This is a genomic window from Methylobacterium sp. FF17, assembly GCF_025813715.1.
Classification (GTDB): domain Bacteria; phylum Pseudomonadota; class Alphaproteobacteria; order Rhizobiales; family Beijerinckiaceae; genus Methylobacterium; species Methylobacterium flocculans.
Map to the genome: position 1 here is coordinate 4,102,697 of NZ_CP107532.1, position 14,385 is coordinate 4,117,081.

The 14,385-nt window shown below is 68.8% G+C and carries 16 protein-coding genes and 1 tRNA gene; 6 read left to right on the top strand and 11 right to left on the bottom strand.

The genetic code is table 11. The annotated features are described in order from the left end of the window. Window positions 1-199: 199 nt before the first annotated feature. Both OF380_RS19425 and OF380_RS19430 read right to left on the bottom strand, forming a co-directional pair. On the bottom strand, window positions 200-2,395 hold the full coding sequence (locus tag OF380_RS19425) for a glycosyltransferase family 2 protein (protein ID WP_264046834.1): 2,196 nt from the start codon (window positions 2,393-2,395) through the stop codon (window positions 200-202). After that, window positions 2,392-3,438: a hypothetical protein gene (locus tag OF380_RS19430; protein ID WP_264046836.1), complete on the bottom strand. Its 1,047-nt coding sequence runs from the start codon at window positions 3,436-3,438 to the stop codon at window positions 2,392-2,394. Before OF380_RS19430 ends, OF380_RS19425 begins: the two co-directional genes overlap by 4 nt. 296 nt (window positions 3,439-3,734) lie before the next feature. Between OF380_RS19430 and OF380_RS19435 the strand changes: the two genes are divergently transcribed. The 4 genes from OF380_RS19435 (at window position 3,735) to OF380_RS19450 (ending at window position 4,816) form a co-directional block, all read left to right on the top strand. After that, window positions 3,735-3,809 (top strand) — tRNA-Val (locus OF380_RS19435). A 135-nt stretch (window positions 3,810-3,944) separates the two neighbouring features. Continuing rightward, entirely contained in the window at window positions 3,945-4,322 is a 378-nt protein-coding gene (locus OF380_RS19440; RefSeq protein ID WP_264046837.1) for a hypothetical protein, read from the top strand. Window positions 4,323-4,432: 110 nt separating this feature from the next. After that, the gene (locus tag OF380_RS19445; RefSeq protein ID WP_264046839.1) at window positions 4,433-4,555 is read left to right on the top strand and encodes a hypothetical protein; all 123 of its coding nucleotides are present in this window, start codon (window positions 4,433-4,435) and stop codon (window positions 4,553-4,555) included. Between the two features lie 69 nt (window positions 4,556-4,624). Continuing rightward, window positions 4,625-4,816: a hypothetical protein gene (locus OF380_RS19450; RefSeq protein ID WP_264046841.1), complete on the top strand. Its 192-nt coding sequence runs from the start codon at window positions 4,625-4,627 to the stop codon at window positions 4,814-4,816. A 69-nt stretch (window positions 4,817-4,885) separates the two neighbouring features. Here the strand turns inward: OF380_RS19450 and OF380_RS19455 are convergent, their stop codons facing one another. Both OF380_RS19455 and OF380_RS19460 read right to left on the bottom strand, forming a co-directional pair. Next, window positions 4,886-6,178 (bottom strand): Y-family DNA polymerase, encoded by a 1,293-nt coding sequence (locus tag OF380_RS19455; protein WP_264046843.1) that lies wholly within the window; start codon window positions 6,176-6,178, stop codon window positions 4,886-4,888. Beyond that, on the bottom strand, window positions 6,175-6,630 hold the full coding sequence (locus OF380_RS19460; RefSeq protein WP_264046845.1) for a LexA family protein: 456 nt from the start codon (window positions 6,628-6,630) through the stop codon (window positions 6,175-6,177). Before OF380_RS19460 ends, OF380_RS19455 begins: the two co-directional genes overlap by 4 nt. A gap of 128 nt (window positions 6,631-6,758) precedes the next feature. Here OF380_RS19460 and OF380_RS19465 point away from each other — a divergent pair, with 128 nt between their 5' ends. Together OF380_RS19465 and OF380_RS19470 are read left to right on the top strand one after the other, a co-directional pair. Continuing rightward, on the top strand, window positions 6,759-7,013 hold the full coding sequence (locus tag OF380_RS19465) for a hypothetical protein (RefSeq protein ID WP_264046846.1): 255 nt from the start codon (window positions 6,759-6,761) through the stop codon (window positions 7,011-7,013). A gap of 19 nt (window positions 7,014-7,032) precedes the next feature. Further along, the gene (locus OF380_RS19470) at window positions 7,033-7,275 is read left to right on the top strand and encodes a hypothetical protein (RefSeq protein ID WP_264046848.1); all 243 of its coding nucleotides are present in this window, start codon (window positions 7,033-7,035) and stop codon (window positions 7,273-7,275) included. A gap of 78 nt (window positions 7,276-7,353) precedes the next feature. Here the strand turns inward: OF380_RS19470 and OF380_RS19475 are convergent, their stop codons facing one another. From OF380_RS19475 to OF380_RS19505, 7 genes are all read right to left on the bottom strand, one after another. Continuing rightward, entirely contained in the window at window positions 7,354-7,716 is a 363-nt protein-coding gene (locus OF380_RS19475) for a hypothetical protein (RefSeq protein ID WP_264046850.1), read from the bottom strand. A gap of 4 nt (window positions 7,717-7,720) precedes the next feature. Further along, window positions 7,721-8,128, bottom strand: a complete 408-nt coding sequence (locus OF380_RS19480; protein WP_264046852.1) for a hypothetical protein — start codon at window positions 8,126-8,128, stop codon at window positions 7,721-7,723. Continuing rightward, a complete protein-coding gene (locus OF380_RS19485) occupies window positions 8,128-8,382 on the bottom strand; it encodes a hypothetical protein (RefSeq protein ID WP_264046854.1) in 255 nt (84 codons plus the stop codon). The genes OF380_RS19480 and OF380_RS19485 overlap by 1 nt, the downstream gene beginning before the upstream one ends. Before the next feature lie 4 nt (window positions 8,383-8,386). Then, window positions 8,387-9,211 (bottom strand): lysozyme, encoded by an 825-nt coding sequence (locus tag OF380_RS19490; RefSeq protein ID WP_264046856.1) that lies wholly within the window; start codon window positions 9,209-9,211, stop codon window positions 8,387-8,389. Window positions 9,212-9,334: 123 nt separating this feature from the next. Beyond that, the gene (locus OF380_RS19495) at window positions 9,335-10,267 is read right to left on the bottom strand and encodes a LamG-like jellyroll fold domain-containing protein (RefSeq protein ID WP_264046858.1); all 933 of its coding nucleotides are present in this window, start codon (window positions 10,265-10,267) and stop codon (window positions 9,335-9,337) included. A gap of 21 nt (window positions 10,268-10,288) precedes the next feature. Beyond that, complete coding sequence (locus tag OF380_RS19500) at window positions 10,289-13,012, bottom strand: hypothetical protein (protein ID WP_264046859.1); 2,724 nt, start codon at window positions 13,010-13,012, stop codon at window positions 10,289-10,291. 66 nt (window positions 13,013-13,078) lie between these two features. Beyond that, on the bottom strand, window positions 13,079-14,350 hold the full coding sequence (locus OF380_RS19505; RefSeq protein ID WP_264046860.1) for a phage tail protein: 1,272 nt from the start codon (window positions 14,348-14,350) through the stop codon (window positions 13,079-13,081). Window positions 14,351-14,385: the final 35 nt, after the last annotated feature.

Sequence of the window (14,385 nt, forward strand, 5' to 3'; positions counted from 1 at the left end):
AACCGATCCGGCCGCGACCTTGTGCCTGCACCTGTTCGTCGCCGGACCAAAACCCGCAGCGAGAACCGGTGCGACCCGCCCCGGAAGCCGATCGCGGACGCGCCGCGTGAGCGGGACGGTCCCGAGCCGACCCGATGCGGATAGAGGCTCCGAATACGGCGACTTTGCGATGGGCGTGGAACCATATCGCACCGCACCATTAAATTCGATAGCGCGCGTCGTCCCGTGACAGATTGGGATTGTAGTAGGGATCGGCCCGCAGCTGCGCGCCCCAGCGCGCCCGCATGACCGCGACCTCGCGTTCGAAGCGCGCGCGCTTCTCGGGCGTGTCCTCGGCGCCGCGACTCTTCGACTCGTGGTGAATCAGCCGCGCATGCGGCGTCCAGACATTGCGGTGCCCAAGCGCACGCAGGCGCAGGCACAGGTCGACATCGTTGAAGGCCACCGCGAGGTGCTCCGCGTCGAAGCCGCCGCAGGCCGCGAAGGCCTCGGCGCGCACGCAGAGGCAGGCGCCGGTGACGGCCGAGACCTCCTGCGTGAGCACCATGCGGGCGAAGTAGCCGGGCTCGGACTCGGGCAGCCCGGGATGGCTGTGCCCGGCGACACCGCCGATTCCCAGGATGATCCCGCCATGCTGGAGCGTCCGGTCGGGGTAGAGCAGCTTGGCGCCCACGGCCCCGATGCCGGGGTCGAGGACGATCGACACCATCTCCCGCAGCCAGCCGGGCTCGATCACCTCGATGTCGTTGTTGAGGAACAGCAGGATCGGGCCGCGCGCGGCCGCGGCGCCCCGGTTCGAGAGTTCGGAGAAGTTGAAGGCGCCCGCGACGGGCAGGACGCGGACCTGAGCCGCGTCGGCGTGGCGCGCGAACAGGGCCCGCGTCCGCGCCTCGCGGCTCTCGTTGTCGACGATGACGATGTCCAGGGCCGGGTAGTCCGTGCCGGTGAGCAGCCCCTCCAGGGCAACCGCGAGGAGGTCCGCCCGGTCGCGGGTCGGGATGATCACCGAGACCAGGGGGGCCGGGTCCGGCACCGGCCGCACCAGCCGGTTGAAGCCGAGGGGCCCGCGCGCCGCCGTCGCGCCGAGGGGGGCGGCGACCTCCGCGAGGGCCTGCAAGCGTGCGGCCTCGGCCCGCGCGAGGGCCCGGTCCGAGAAGGTGCCCGAGCCCCCGGCCGCGCGCCAGTGATAGAGGATGCGCGGGATGTGCCGGATGCGGGCCGGATCGAGCCCGGCCGTCAGGCGCAGGAGCAGGTCGTGATCCTGGCTTCCCTCGAAGCCCGGCCGCAGGCCGCCGGCGGCGCGCAAGGCCTGCGCGCGGACCACCGTGAGGTGGTTGATGTAGTTCTGGCCGTAGAGGAGTTCGCGGTCGAAATCCGATTTGAAGTGCGGCTCGAAGCGGCGCCCGCGCCCGTCGATCTTGTCCTCGTCGCTGTAGATCAGCACGAGGTCCGGGTCCGACCGGATCGCGGCCGCGACATGGTAGAGGGCCGCTTCCGCCAGCACGTCGTCATGGTCGAGGAAGGCGACGAAGGCGCCCGTCGCCTGCGCCACCGCGTCGTTCGTCGCCCGGGCGATGTGCCCGTTCTGCGCCCGACGCGTCACCCGGATGCGCGGATCGTCGGCGGCCTGGCGGGCGAGCAGGCGCGGGATCGCCGGGTCGGTGGAGGCATCGTCGGTGATGCAGAGTTCCCAATGGGGGTAGAGTTGGTTGCGCACCGACCGGATGGCCGCCTCCAGGACCCGGGGGGAGGGGTCGTGGACCGGCATCGCCACGGAGATCAGGGGGGCCGCGTCCGCCCACTCCGCGATCTCCGCGCGGATCCGCCGGCGATCGGCGTCCGCCAGGGTGTCGAACCGGGCCATCCAGGTGTCGTAGCCGGTCTCTTGGCGGCGGTTGAGCGCGCGCAGGAGCAGGGCCCGCCCGCGAACCTTGAGGCCGAGGCTGCGCCAGTAGACCGCCCGCGCCGTCAGGGCCGGGTCCCGGCGCAGGGCCCGGGCCACGAGGGCGAGGCGGCTCCGCCGCCGCAGCGCGAAATCCGAGAGCCGGACCGGTGCCTCGCGGGACAGGGGTGCGAGCCGCAGGGCCCGCAGGCCCGGGGGGAGCCGGCCGGTCCAGGCGAAGTCATCGCCCCCGACCGCTTCCTCGGGCAGCGTGACGACCGCGAGGGCGCCGTCCGGACCGGCGCCGGAGTCGCGCACGAGCGCGCTCAGGGTCACGCGCCCGACGCCGCCGCTCCCCGCATCGCGGAACCGGATCGTCGCCCAGGCACCCGCGAGATCCATATCCGCCAGATCGAGGGTGAGGGCGGCGCCGTCCCTCGCGAAGGCCCGGGCGACGGAGCGCCCGGCGGGCCCGGGGAGGGCGGCGACGACCGGGGGGACCGGCGTGGTCACACGGTCCAGCCCTTGGCGATGGCGTCGCGCACCGCGTCGGTCATGGCGATGTCGAAGACCAGCATCTCCTGGGCGACCTTCAGCCCCCGCAGGCGCTCGGCGAGCATCAGCGTCTCGGCCGGGATCGCCGGCGGGGTCGGGACCGGAGCGTCGACGCCCAGGCGGTCGAAGAGCGTGGCCGCGAAGGCCTCGAAATAGTCCCGGTGGCCGACGACGCCGACGCGGGCGAGGATCTCGATGGCAACGATCGAATGCCCCGGCGTGAGCCGCTCATCGGGCAGCCGGGTGCTGAACTGTCGCGTCAGGGGGTTGTAGAGCAGGCGGTAGGCCGGCTCCGGCAGCATCCGGAAGAAGCGCTTCAGGCTCTTGATGTCCGTGAAGTCGTAGGTCGCGACGGTCTCCACCGTCTCCTTCAGGGGGCCGACGCGCCAGGCCTGGGCCGGGTCGGCCGCGACGGGCGCGCGGGCCTGCAGCCACAGGAGCCGGCTCGCCATCTCCACGTAGGGATCATGGATCAGGGCCGAGGTGAGGAGGTTCTCGCCGGCAAAGTGGCCCTCGTAGCGGGCGAGGAGAATCGCGCCCGACAGGAGGCTCGAGGTCAGCCACGGGCTCTCGAACAGGACCCGCAGGACCTCGTCCGCGAGGCCGCCGATCTCGAAGTAGCTCTGCTGGAACCGGTCGAACAGGACGGACTGGAGGAGGCTGTCGCTGTTGATGCTGGTGTCCACGAGCAGCACCTTGCCCCGGATCACATCGGGGCGCGGGGAACGCCGGTAGATCAGGACGTTGGTGTCGGCGTCGTGGATCTCCACGCGCCGGGCGGAGCTGATGCCCTGGACCTGCTCGTCGGTGATCTCGAACACGCATTGCCCGGTGGCGTGCAGCCCCTGGATCCGGATCACGTCGTCGACCATCCAGGCGTCGAACTCCGCGACCCGCTGCCCCTCGAGGCTCACATAGACCCGGCTGATCGCCGCCGGATTGTCCGGCACGACCCAGCACCGGATGCGAAATCCCAGATCATGGTCGACGTAGAACCGCATTCCTCAGCCGTTGCCTCAACCGTTCCCCGTGATCTGGCGAACCCGCGCAACGCGGATCAGGTGCGGGGACGGGCGTCCCCGCGCCGTGCCGCCCTTAGCGCATTTTTCTTCGCGGTGCAGCGTCAGCCCGCACCCGCGCATCTTCGAGGCATGCGGGGCCTTTTCGAGGCGGGAGGGATTTTTCAGAGCGGGAGGGATTTTTCGAGCAGGAGAAATTTTTCGGAGCGGGAGAGGCCTTGCGTCCCCCCGGACCCCAAGCTATAGCCCCCGTCATCGGCGCCGGACGGCGCGGATGAGGGCGCGTAGCTCAGCGGGAGAGCACTACCTTGACATGGTAGGGGTCACAGGTTCGATCCCTGTCGCGCCCACCACTTATCTCACTGATGTCACGGGATTTTTCCTGAGGTGAGATATCAGAGCACTTAGTGCTCGCAGGTTCACCGAACCTGCTTCGGGTTCGTTTCAATCGAAACACAGGTTCGCGCGATATGCCGAACCCACACCCGATGTTGATGCCGTTGCCCGCGATTATTCCCGCTGACCCAAAGCTATGGCGCCAAGGCTTCCTCAACCTGCGCCCGAGTGTGGTTCCATGCCCCGGCTTTACGCTTCAATCCTGGGGCGCCACGCATGAGAAGTGCGTCAACTTCCTCGACCGGTGGGCCGAAGAGGCGGCTGCGCTCGGTTGGACGACCCTCGACCTTTTCGGCGTGCATCCGGAGGCGGGCATTATCCGGCCGGACTTCTGCGGCGCGATCGTGATGTCGGACGCCAAGGTCTCGGCCATCACCGCCAGACGCATCGCCTTACTGAACACGGCCTTCTACCGGGACACGCCGGGCCGGCCGGCGGGCGCGGTGCCGCTGTGGCAGTTCGGGCGGTGACCATTATTTCGTCAGGAGCCGACGCGACGACGGAAGCATGCATGCCAGATAAGCGAGATCGCAGAACCAAGCCTCTGGCCGACGATACCCCAGACCGGTCTCCCGCTGGCATGCGGGCAACGGCCGATCGCATCGAGGAGCGATCCTCGCAGGGGTTCTACGTCCCTCCCTCGGCTGCCGTGCTCTACGCCGAGGCGCTGCGAGCCCTCGCACGCGAGCACGAGAAGGGGTGAGGATCGTCCGCAAGTATCCCTTGACCGCCTCTCTCAGTAGGGGAAGGCTCGTCCTTTGCGGAGCGTAACGTGTCCGACAGTTCTAAACCCGACGTCTTCGCTGCTATCCGGGTACTTGGCGTCGAGTTGATCGACGGAGGCCGGACGCTGGCTGTTCGTTTGGAGAAGGCAACCGGAACCGAGGCGGTTCTGCTGCTCGCTCAGCCGGTGGCGGATGAGTTATTCCGACAGATGGCGGAGTTGCAGAAATCCGCCGATTAGGCGCTGTAGCCACAAAGCTGTCTCATGGTGCGCACGGCGATCCTGCTGGCCCGGCCGGAGAGGGCGTGATCAAGCGTGTGCCGTCGGTAGCTCGCTGACCTGCGTCGTGTAGCGTGGGCTGCGCATCTCGAACTTCGTGGACCAGGTGCGCTTCTCGGTGAGCCCGGCCCGGGCCGGCACGACGGAGCCCCGGCCGAAGCGCGCGTTGCAGGCGTCCATGGCCGCCATGAGCGGCGCACTGCGCTCCCGGTCGAGCTGCCCGATCAGTGCTCGCGGCGCCATGTCGAGCGTCATCAGGTCGGTGGTGACCACACCGGCCTTGCTGTAGCGCCAGGGCTTGCCGCCCGGCGCCTCGCGCCAGGTGCGTGCCACGCCCGCCTGCGCCGCCTTGATGAGCGCCAGCGTGTCGTTCGTGGCTTCCGGCAGCGTTACGGTGGTCGAGACCGAGCGCATCGGGTCGCCGCGGTCGTGCTCGCTCGTGTGGTAGAAGACCGAGACATGCGTGGTGCCGAGCCCGCCGCGCCGGAGCTTCTCGCCGAGCCGCGTCGCGTGGGCGGCCACCGCCTGCTCCAGCGTCTCGCGTTCGGTGATGCGCCGGGAGAACGAGCGGGTGACGGCGCAGCCCTTGCGCTGGGCTGGCATCAGTTCGAGCGGCAGGCAGGCGAGCCCGCGCAACTCGTAGATGATGCGTTCACCCACCACCGTCATGGCCTTTCGGACAGGCCGAGGGTCGAGGTCGCGCAGATCCGCTACCGTGTCGACGCCGAGCCCCATCAGCTTGGCGAGCGAGGCCCGGCCGATGCCCCAGACCTCGGCCACCGAGATCCGGCAGAGCCAGTGATCGTAGGCCACCGGATCGGTCAGGTCGCACACCCCGTCGCAGTCCGGGATCGTCTTGGCGATGTGGTTGGCGAGCTTGGCCAGCGTCTTCGTTGGGCCGATGCCCACACAGGTCGGAATGCCGGTCCAGGCCCGCACCGTGGCGCAGAGATCCCGGGCCAGGGTCATCCGGTCCCGATCGCGCACGTCCGAGAGATCCAGGAAGCTCTCGTCGATGGAGTAGATCTCCACGGCCGGTGAGAAGTCGCGGTAGACCGCGTTCGTGCGGGCGCTCATGTCGCCGTAGAGGGTGTAGTTCGAGGAGAACACCCGCACGCCGTCGCGCCGGCATTGCTCGCGGATCTTGAAGAAGGGATCACCCATCTTGATCCCGAGCGCCTTGGCCTCGGCCGTGCGGGCGATGGCGCAGCCGTCATTGTTCGAGAGCACGATGACCGGCACGCGGGCGAGCTTGGGATCGAACACGCGCTCGCAGGAGCAATAGAAGCTGTTGCCGTCGATCAGCGCGATGGCCCGGCTCATCGCACCAGTCCGGCGCGCGCCACGTGCCAGCGGATGGAGAAGCGGATCACGCCCCAGATCTCACCCTCGGCGAAATCGTCGACCGCGAAGGCCGGCAGGTCAGGATTGTCGAAAGCGAGGCGCATGACGTTGCCCTCGACATGGAGCCGCTTCACGCTCATCGTCCCGTCGACGATCGCCACCACCACGCTACGGTTGCCAGGCTTTAGGCTGCGGTCGGCCACGGCGAGATCCCGGTCGAAGATGCCGGCGCCGCGCATGCTGTCGCCCGAGATGTTCCAAGCGAAGGTTGCGGGCGGGTTCGGCGCGAGCCAGCGCGGCAGCTCCAGCGCGCCCTCAAGAAAGTCGTCGGCTGGCGATGGAAAGCCTGCGCAGAGCGTGGCCCCCTGGATCGGGATGCGGACGAGGCTGTCCCCAGCTTTCGCGAGTTCGTCGACCCGATAGAGGCCCACCGCTGCTTCCTCCTGTGCTAGAACAGAAAGAGAACAAACAGTCGCAGGGTTCCCGGTCAAGCTCGGCTATGCCGCGTGTGGATAACGGGGACAGTCTGTGGACAGGGGTTGGTGGTAGGAGCGGTCACATGGCGATGAAGACGACGTTCATGGTGCAGACGTTCGCGATCAAGCGGAAGCGCCTGGTACCGGGCGACCGCGAGGTGTCGCCGACTGAAAGCGGCGCGCTGAAGAAGGCTGAGGCGATGGCCGGTCGGATGCCTGGCACGGCCGCGCTCAAGGTCGTGGCGGACGACGAAACTGGCGAACTCGAAGCGGCGACGATCCTCGGTCAGTTCGGGGACATACCAGAGGACTTCGCAGAAAGCCTCCAAGGCGCCTGATCAGCCGCGCAGGGCCACCATGACGTTCGAAGAGCAGGCCGCCGAACTGCACGCTCTGGACGCCTTGGCCATGAGCATGGGCTTGTCCGACGCCGAGTTCGTCCGCGTCGCGACGGCAGCGATTGCAGAAGCCCATGCCGAAGGTACCGGGCCGAACGGGCCTCTGGCGAAGATCCGCGAGCGCCTGATGCAGCATGGCGGTCGCCGGACGAAAGGGACGGATGATGCAATAGGAGCGGATCCAGAGTTGGTCGCAACCTGAGCAAACCCAGCCAAGAACGACGAAAGCCCCGGAGCCGAAGCTCCGGGGCGCGATGTGGACGATGGTGGATAGCGGGGATCAGCGATGCGGCTGCCGCCCCTTCAGGACTGCGTCGAGCAGCTCGGTCCGTGTCGCTCGCATCTCCTCGCGCACCGACGAGACCATGCCGTCGATTCGCCCCTCAAGGCGGGTGATGACGTCGCCGGTGACGTACTTCTGCGCGACTTCGACCTTGAAGGCGTTGAGCGCCTCGCCCTGACGCTCGACGTTGAGCTTCACGGAGGCGAGGTCAAGCACCAGGGGGCTGACCGCTTCCTTCTCGCGCGACTTGAGCTTCGATGCGGCCCAATCGACCGCCTTCAGCACGGCCACCAGGAACAGCGCGAACGCGACCAGGGCCGCCCAGGTGATCGGGCCGCCCGCGAGGAAGGAGGTATCCATGGTCTCAGGCCTTCAGGAGGCGAGCCGCACCGGCGCGAGCCAGGGTGGTCAGCGGTGAGGAGATGAAGAAGGCCGTGAGGATGGTCGCCTCGATCGGCACGTACTCGGCGGGCAGGGGCGTGATCGGCCAGCCGAGATCGAAGGTGTGCGAGAGGCACGTCGCCCCGAAGTGGATCGCGGGTGGGATGCCGATGCTGTAGATTAGGCCCTTGAAGGCCGGCGCGATCGCCGCCCGCGCCTGGTTCGCTGCCATCTCGGCCTGGATGACCGAGACCGCCACGTCCTTCTGGGCGTTCTGGCCGTTCTGCAGCGTCTTCAGGATCGGCCCGAGCACGCTGTCGCCGAGCACCTTGATGATGCCCGAGCCGAAGAAGCCGGCGACCTTGCCGATGGGGTTGAGGAGCCAGTCCATCAGCGGGGCCCCTCGTCGGGGCCGGACCGGCGCGCCGCGTCCCGCATGCTCTTCAGCGCGGGGACGAGCACCAGGCGGGCGAGGGAGAGGCCTGCGCCGATGCGAACGCCGAGGCCCTCGTATCCAGCCGGTAGGAGCGGCGTCCAATCGAAGCCGACCAGCGCGGACAGGATGTCGGGCAGGGTGAAGATGAAGGCGAGCAGGTAGAGCCGCGCGCCGGCGAGCCGCGCGTTCGCGCGCTTGAGCATATCCATGGGGTCAGACCTTCCGAGCCAGGGCGTTGTGGATGCCGGCGAAGAGGCTGTTCAGGAGCCCGCGCGTGGCGCTGCCGGTGGCCTGGGCCCCGGAACGAACAAGCCCGCCGGTGGGGGCGGGCTGAGTTGCCGAAGCGGGGGCTTTCGTTGCCGAAACGGCCGGTTTGGTTGACACAAGGGGCGGTTTCGTTGCCCCGGAGCCCGTTTCGCCTGACACAACGGCCGATCCGCTTGTCATCGGCGCCAGCGGATCGGGCCCAGGCAATGCGGTTGGCTTGACCAACACCGGCGCCGCGATCGGCGTGCGATCCGTGCGCCGCGCCTTCGGCAGCGCCTTGGCATAGGGGGTGAGGAACTGGTCAGCCTCGGCCTGCCGGCGGGGGATGATCTCGGCCGGCTTCTTCCACATCAGGATGGTGTCGGCGCAGCCCTTGGGGTCGCCGGCCATGAACTTGCGCAGGAAGGTCGAGCCCTGGAACCCCCCCGGGCCGATGTTGAAGACGATCGACACGAAGGCGTCGAACTGGTGCTGCGCGATGGGCTTATCGCCGATCGCGGCTCGTACGTATCCGGCATACTTCGTGAAGGCGCGGGCGTTGAGGGCGTCCGCCTGCGCTTCCGTGATCCGGAGACCCGGGGTCACCTTAATCAGCCCGGACGCGGTGGTGATTCCGCAGCCGATCGTCCACACGCCGACGCTGTCCTTGTAGGCTTTCAGGCGGCAGCCTTCGCGCATCTCCAGGGCCTCGCGGCCGATCGGGGAGAGATCCATCTCAGGGCATCCCTGCAAAAGGAAAAGGCCGCACAGGGCGGCCAGGAAGGGCGACACGTCAGTCGTGCGGGGCGGCGCACGCCCCGGTCCCGGAGAGCATCATCGTGAGGCCCTCCGGGCATGAAAAAACCGCCCGAAGGCGGTGCGGACGGATCGGGCTTGGGAGACGCGGCGAGCGGGTTAGCGCGTCGCCATCAGGGCGAGCATCGCGGCACGGGAGGTCGCGTTGTTGAGCACGGGGCCGGGGATGTACGCGAGGAAGGCCATGAAGCCGAAGAAGCGAGGGCTGATGCCGCCCGGGAACAGGCCCGTCCCGCCAATCACGGGCTTGTCGCCGCCCATCGCCGCCAGGATGTCGGTGGTGCAACCGGAGATCTTCGGGGCCTCCGCGCCATCGACGAAGATCCGGAATTCGCCCGCCGCCTGGTCGAAGGTGACGATGTACGTGTGCCAGACGCCGTCGCGGAAATCGAGATCGCGGTAGGCATACTGGTTGCCCGCCTGGACACTCTGCTGATTGTAGACCCGCAGGTAGCCGCCCCCGCCGTCGATCTGCGCGCTGAAGGCGCTGTTCGGGCTGTCGGTGTTGCCCGCGCCGAGGATGGCTCCGCCTACGCTCGTGAAGGTCAAGCCGTTGACGCTCGTGTTGCGCGTCGGGATGCGGGTCTTGAAGGCCAGCGAGTATCCGGTGCTGGGCGCGAACAGCGGCAGGTTGTTCGTTTCGGCGCCGGCGATATCGAGCACCGAGGGGCAGGACAGGACCCCGTTGAAGTCGGTGTCCAAGACGTTCGGCGCCACGCCGCCCGCGCCGAAGGTCCAGACGGGCCGCTTCGTGATGCTGTCGGTGACGATGTAGGGATGCCGATTGCGCACCGGCTCGGGCGCGAAGATGCGCCCGCCGGCCCGGTCCAGAAGCTTGAACTGCGCCGGCGGATCGAAGGCCGCACCCTTCCGGTAGAAGCGCTCCTGGCTGGCCTCAATCCAGAGACTGCGCTTCGCGGCAGCGGAGGAGGCGAAAGCCGGCCAGGCCGCGCGTTCGACATCGGTGTAGCCGAGGTTCACCCCGGTCAGATCCGGGGACGTTCCGGTGCCGCGGGAAACGGTGCCAGCCATGGGGGTTCTCCTGTGTCGGGATCAGAGCACTTCAGTGATGAGGTCACCCACGGCGCGCAGCTCGATCGCGCCGGGATGGTTCTGCATGGAGCACTCGGACAGCTCCTCCTCGCTCACCCCAAGTCCGGCGATGCGGGTGGGGTCGAAGATGCGCGAGGTGTCGATCACGGCCACGCCGAGATCGTCGCCCAGCCGCACCAGTTCGGAGCATGTAAAGCGCCACTGATCGACCCGGTCCGCAAAGCGTGGGTGGGGCCGGGTCGGCGTCACGCCGATCACGTCGCTGCCGGCGGCCAGCAGGGCCTGCCAGATCACGCCGTTCTGCGCGTAGCTGTTAACATTCCCGAGTTCGTTCTGCCCGAACCCCGACACCACGACGTCACAGGCATCCGCGACCAAGGCGTTCAGGCGGTCGGGATAGCTGCCGTGCATCAGGCCGTTACTCGCCAGGCCGTTCGAGCTGTCGGTGCCTGAGATGCCCCAATTCCGGTACACGATAGCCGAGCCATAGGTGCGTTGCGCCCATAGGATCGCCCGCCAGTTCCATCCCTCGCGGGTGTAGGTTTGCCCGTCACCGGTCTCGAACGTCAGAACCTTCGCTCGGGCGGAGGCGTCATAGAGATCGAAGTACCCGACAACGTCTCGGCGGATACCGTTGGCGACCGTGTTCACCTCGTAGGGAAACAATGCGCCGCCAAGCTGCGTGATGCTGTCGCCGTAGCCGCCCCACTTCAGGGACCCGCCAGCCTGAAGCTTGCGACGAAGGCGTGCGGTGCGTCGGCGATTGCGGGCGATCACCGCCTCGGCATCGGCTTGCCGGTCGACACGGATGCGGTCCTGGTACAGGTGGACCGCCGCCATGTCGGCCGCATCGACCGTGCGGAAGACGCGGTAGAGCAGCTTGTGCCCGGCCGGCAGGATCGGCGGGAACAGGCTGGCGGCCCGCGCGCGCTCCGTCCCCTGCGACAGGGTCGGAATGCCGAGCGAGGGGTCGGCGGAGACATAGTCCACGCGGATGAGCCAGCCGGTGTAAGACACCGTAACCGGTATGTCGTCGACGTTCACGAGGCCGGTGATAACACCCCGGCTGCGATCGACCCGGTAGTCCGTGTCCTCGACCAGGAGGGTGTTGTCCGATTTGCGCCGAACCGCGATCGGGCCTCGGACGACTTGGTGCACCAGGAAGACGGGGTTGGCGTAGCGCAAGCTGTAGGACGCGCCCGAGACCGCGACCGATGCGGGGACCGGCGAGACGACCACACCCGGCTTGGTGGCGACGAACCCATAGGACCGCCGAATGCGCACGCTCGGGATCACGAGCGTGGGACCAGCCTGGACCGTGTTCGGCAGGTCGATCGGCGTCTCGCGGCGAATGGCGCCGCCCGGAGCCGCCACCACGTCCAGGGCATGGTTGCGCGTGCCCCGACACTGGCCGAGCACGAGTCGGCCCGCCTCGTCGACTGAGGCCGATGCGGCAAGGCTGTCGTCGAAGGCATCGAGCCAGCCGAGTTCGGGGCCATATTCGGTCAGCGGCGGGCGGAAGGTGCCGGCAGTGTCGGGCATGAGCGATGGGGCGCCCGGGCCCGAACCGGACAGAGGGCGTCCGACCCCGTCGACCTCAACCCTGGTGGCGGGGAGGGCCGTGTCTGCGAGCCAGCCGACCTCCGGGCCAACCTCAGGCTCGCCTTCGGCCTGCCACGCACCGGATGCCGAGGGCCGCCGCGTGCGGCCGTCCGCGCCGAGATAGGACAGGCCGGCCCCGGCACGGTCCAGGATCAGCAGAGCCGCCGGCTGCACGTCGGCATCCGCGAGCCAGCCGACTCCGGGACCGTCGACACCCTCGAAGCTGGAGACGCGCGTGTCGAGGGCCGGCACGGTCTGGGCGGACTTGAAGATCCATGTGCCGCCCCCGGGAGCTCCGCTCTTTTGATAGGTGCCAGCGTTGGCCCCCGTGCGAACCTCGCCCTGCGCGCCGTCTGCCGGCAAGAGGTTAGCCATCAGCTCGGGGAGCGTGTCGTAGCCGACGCGTCCGGAGGCAATGGCGGCCTGAGCTTGGTCGCGCGCTGTCGACGCCGCGTCGCGATCCGTCGCCGTGGCGGCGCGATCTGCTGCGGCTGCCGTTCGTAGGGCGCTGGTTGCGCTCAGATCGGCGGCAACGAACTGGCGGTTCTGCGCGACCTCGGCACGACCGGTCTCGGTCTCGGCGGCCTTACTGACCACGGTCTGCGCATCGGCGCGGGCTGCCGCCGCCGCCGCCGTGCTTGCGTCGGTGTTGGTGGCGACCTCCTGCTTGAGATCGATGAGGCCGGGGATCTCGTCGAGCGTCGAGGAACCCGCCTGAACGCGCCAAGCCGGGGCGTCCGGGTCGAGGGAGACACTGTAGTAGCGGCCCTTCAGGATGCGACCAGCCTGGAGTCGAACGCCGCCGGCATCGACCCAGGGCAGAGGCCCGAGCCCATCGACGTTGAGGGTGGCCTCCGCGGTGTTATCGCGATCGACCCGCACCAGCAGGGTAAGGCCGGCCCGCAGTTCGGACATCCCGGAGTTCGTCGTCACGACGTAGGCGTTGAGCCGCCCCGAGGTCGTCAGCGCCCCGCCGACATCGTCGGTGAACCGGCGCATCCCCGACATGAAGCCACGGATGGTTGCGCCGAAGGAGCGGGCCGAGGCGCCATCCTGTGCGGTGATGAGGGGATCGGCGCCCGCGTTCTTGGCAGGCGTCGGGTCCCACGAAAACAGACCCATGGGGGCGCTCCGGGCATGAAAAAGCCCGCGCGAGGCGGGCGGGATGGGCGAGGACGAGAGGAGCGGTCAGGCCTTGATGGCGAAGGCCACGACGAGGCCGGGCGGCATGTTCGGGTGGCCCTGGCCGCCGCCGGACGCGCTGATGCTCAGCGAGTGCGCGTGGTCGCCGACGCTGGCGATGCCATGAGCATGCTGGCCATCCGGCGAGATCGCGTGCGTGTGCGCGTCGGCTTGGCCGGTGGTGAAGCTGTGCTGGTGGTTCGGGGCAGCGTTGATCGTGAGGCTGTGTCCGTGCGCGCCGTTGGAATCCGTGATGCCGGTGGTGTTCGTGGCGGCTGCGTCGCCCGCGTTCAGGGCGTTGACCGCCCCGGAGCCACCATCCGTGCGATACGTGGCGCCGCGCAGGTATTGGACGCCGTGCGCGTGGGCGCCGGCACTATCCGTCGCGCCGCTGTGCGAGTGCCCACCGCCCCCGTCGGTCGTTCCGGAGTGCGTATGGCTTCCGGCCTGGCCTGTGCCACCGCCGTGGCTGTGCTGCCCGGACTGCCCCGTCGCGCCGCCGTGGTCGTGCCCGCCCGCGCTTCCGGTCGAGCCGTTGTGGCCGTGCGAGGCAAGCTGCGCCTCGGTCAGTGCCACGGTCTCGGTGCCGCCCGAGTTGCCCAGACCACCGCCGAGGCCGCCCGCGCCGGTCAGGCGGTTGGTCCCCCCGTCCGTTCCGAACGGGGCGCGCCCGCGCAGGTCGGGGACGCGGAACGTGTTGGCGTCAGGCAGGCCGTAGGTGCCGCCGATGAAGAAGAACAGGCTGGCGTAGGCTGACCGCGAGAGGGAGCGTCCATCGCAGGGCACCCATCCAGGCGGGATCGACCCTTCGGCACCGAACATGCCGATCGCGCCGGGGCGGCCGATGTGCGGCCAGACCACCGTGTAGACCAACAGGTTGGGCAGCCAGAGCAGATGGTACGGCACGCCCGATTGCAGGTCGCCGGGCCCGAGCTCGATGTTGCCCGGCCGCCGGATCGGCTTGTCGCCGGTGCCGTCCAGATTGAGGGTCGCCGGCCCTGTGTTCTCCCCGCCGGTCAACTGGATGGTGACGGAGAAGGATTCCGAGAAGTCGGCAGGCGTGAAGACCTGGGCGGTGGCGGCCCGGACGGTTCCGGGGGCTGTGAGCGTCGCCGAGAGACCGCCTTCCGTGTCCGAGTGCCACCGCGCGAGCGCGGCCATCATTTCGCGAGACGAGTTGTTCACGGTGCCGGCGGGCTGTCCCTCGACCCAAAGAATGGGCGGGGCCGCCACATCGTTCGACGCGGCGTCCGGCGAGAAGTGGATCAGGCCTGTCATGGCGTGCCTCGTGTCGCCGCGCAGGACTTCAGCCC

Bases quoted from the DNA above. Each gene is read 5' to 3' on its own strand.
- OF380_RS19430 (WP_264046836.1), bottom strand. From the start codon at position 3,438: ATGCGGTTCTACGTCGACCATGATCTGGGATTTCGCATCCGGTGCTGG.
- OF380_RS19440 (WP_264046837.1), top strand. From the start codon at position 3,945: ATGTTGATGCCGTTGCCCGCGATTATTCCCGCTGACCCAAAGCTATGG.
- OF380_RS19445 (WP_264046839.1), top strand. From the start codon at position 4,433: ATGCGGGCAACGGCCGATCGCATCGAGGAGCGATCCTCGCAGGGGTTC.
- OF380_RS19455 (WP_264046843.1), bottom strand. From the start codon at position 6,178: ATGAGCCGGGCCATCGCGCTGATCGACGGCAACAGCTTCTATTGCTCC.
- OF380_RS19465 (WP_264046846.1), top strand. From the start codon at position 6,759: ATGGCGATGAAGACGACGTTCATGGTGCAGACGTTCGCGATCAAGCGG.
- OF380_RS19470 (WP_264046848.1), top strand. From the start codon at position 7,033: ATGACGTTCGAAGAGCAGGCCGCCGAACTGCACGCTCTGGACGCCTTG.
- OF380_RS19475 (WP_264046850.1), bottom strand. From the start codon at position 7,716: ATGGATACCTCCTTCCTCGCGGGCGGCCCGATCACCTGGGCGGCCCTG.
- OF380_RS19480 (WP_264046852.1), bottom strand. From the start codon at position 8,128: ATGGACTGGCTCCTCAACCCCATCGGCAAGGTCGCCGGCTTCTTCGGC.
- OF380_RS19485 (WP_264046854.1), bottom strand. From the start codon at position 8,382: ATGGATATGCTCAAGCGCGCGAACGCGCGGCTCGCCGGCGCGCGGCTC.
- OF380_RS19495 (WP_264046858.1), bottom strand. From the start codon at position 10,267: ATGGCTGGCACCGTTTCCCGCGGCACCGGAACGTCCCCGGATCTGACC.
- OF380_RS19500 (WP_264046859.1), bottom strand. From the start codon at position 13,012: ATGGGTCTGTTTTCGTGGGACCCGACGCCTGCCAAGAACGCGGGCGCC.
- OF380_RS19505 (WP_264046860.1), bottom strand. From the start codon at position 14,350: ATGACAGGCCTGATCCACTTCTCGCCGGACGCCGCGTCGAACGATGTG.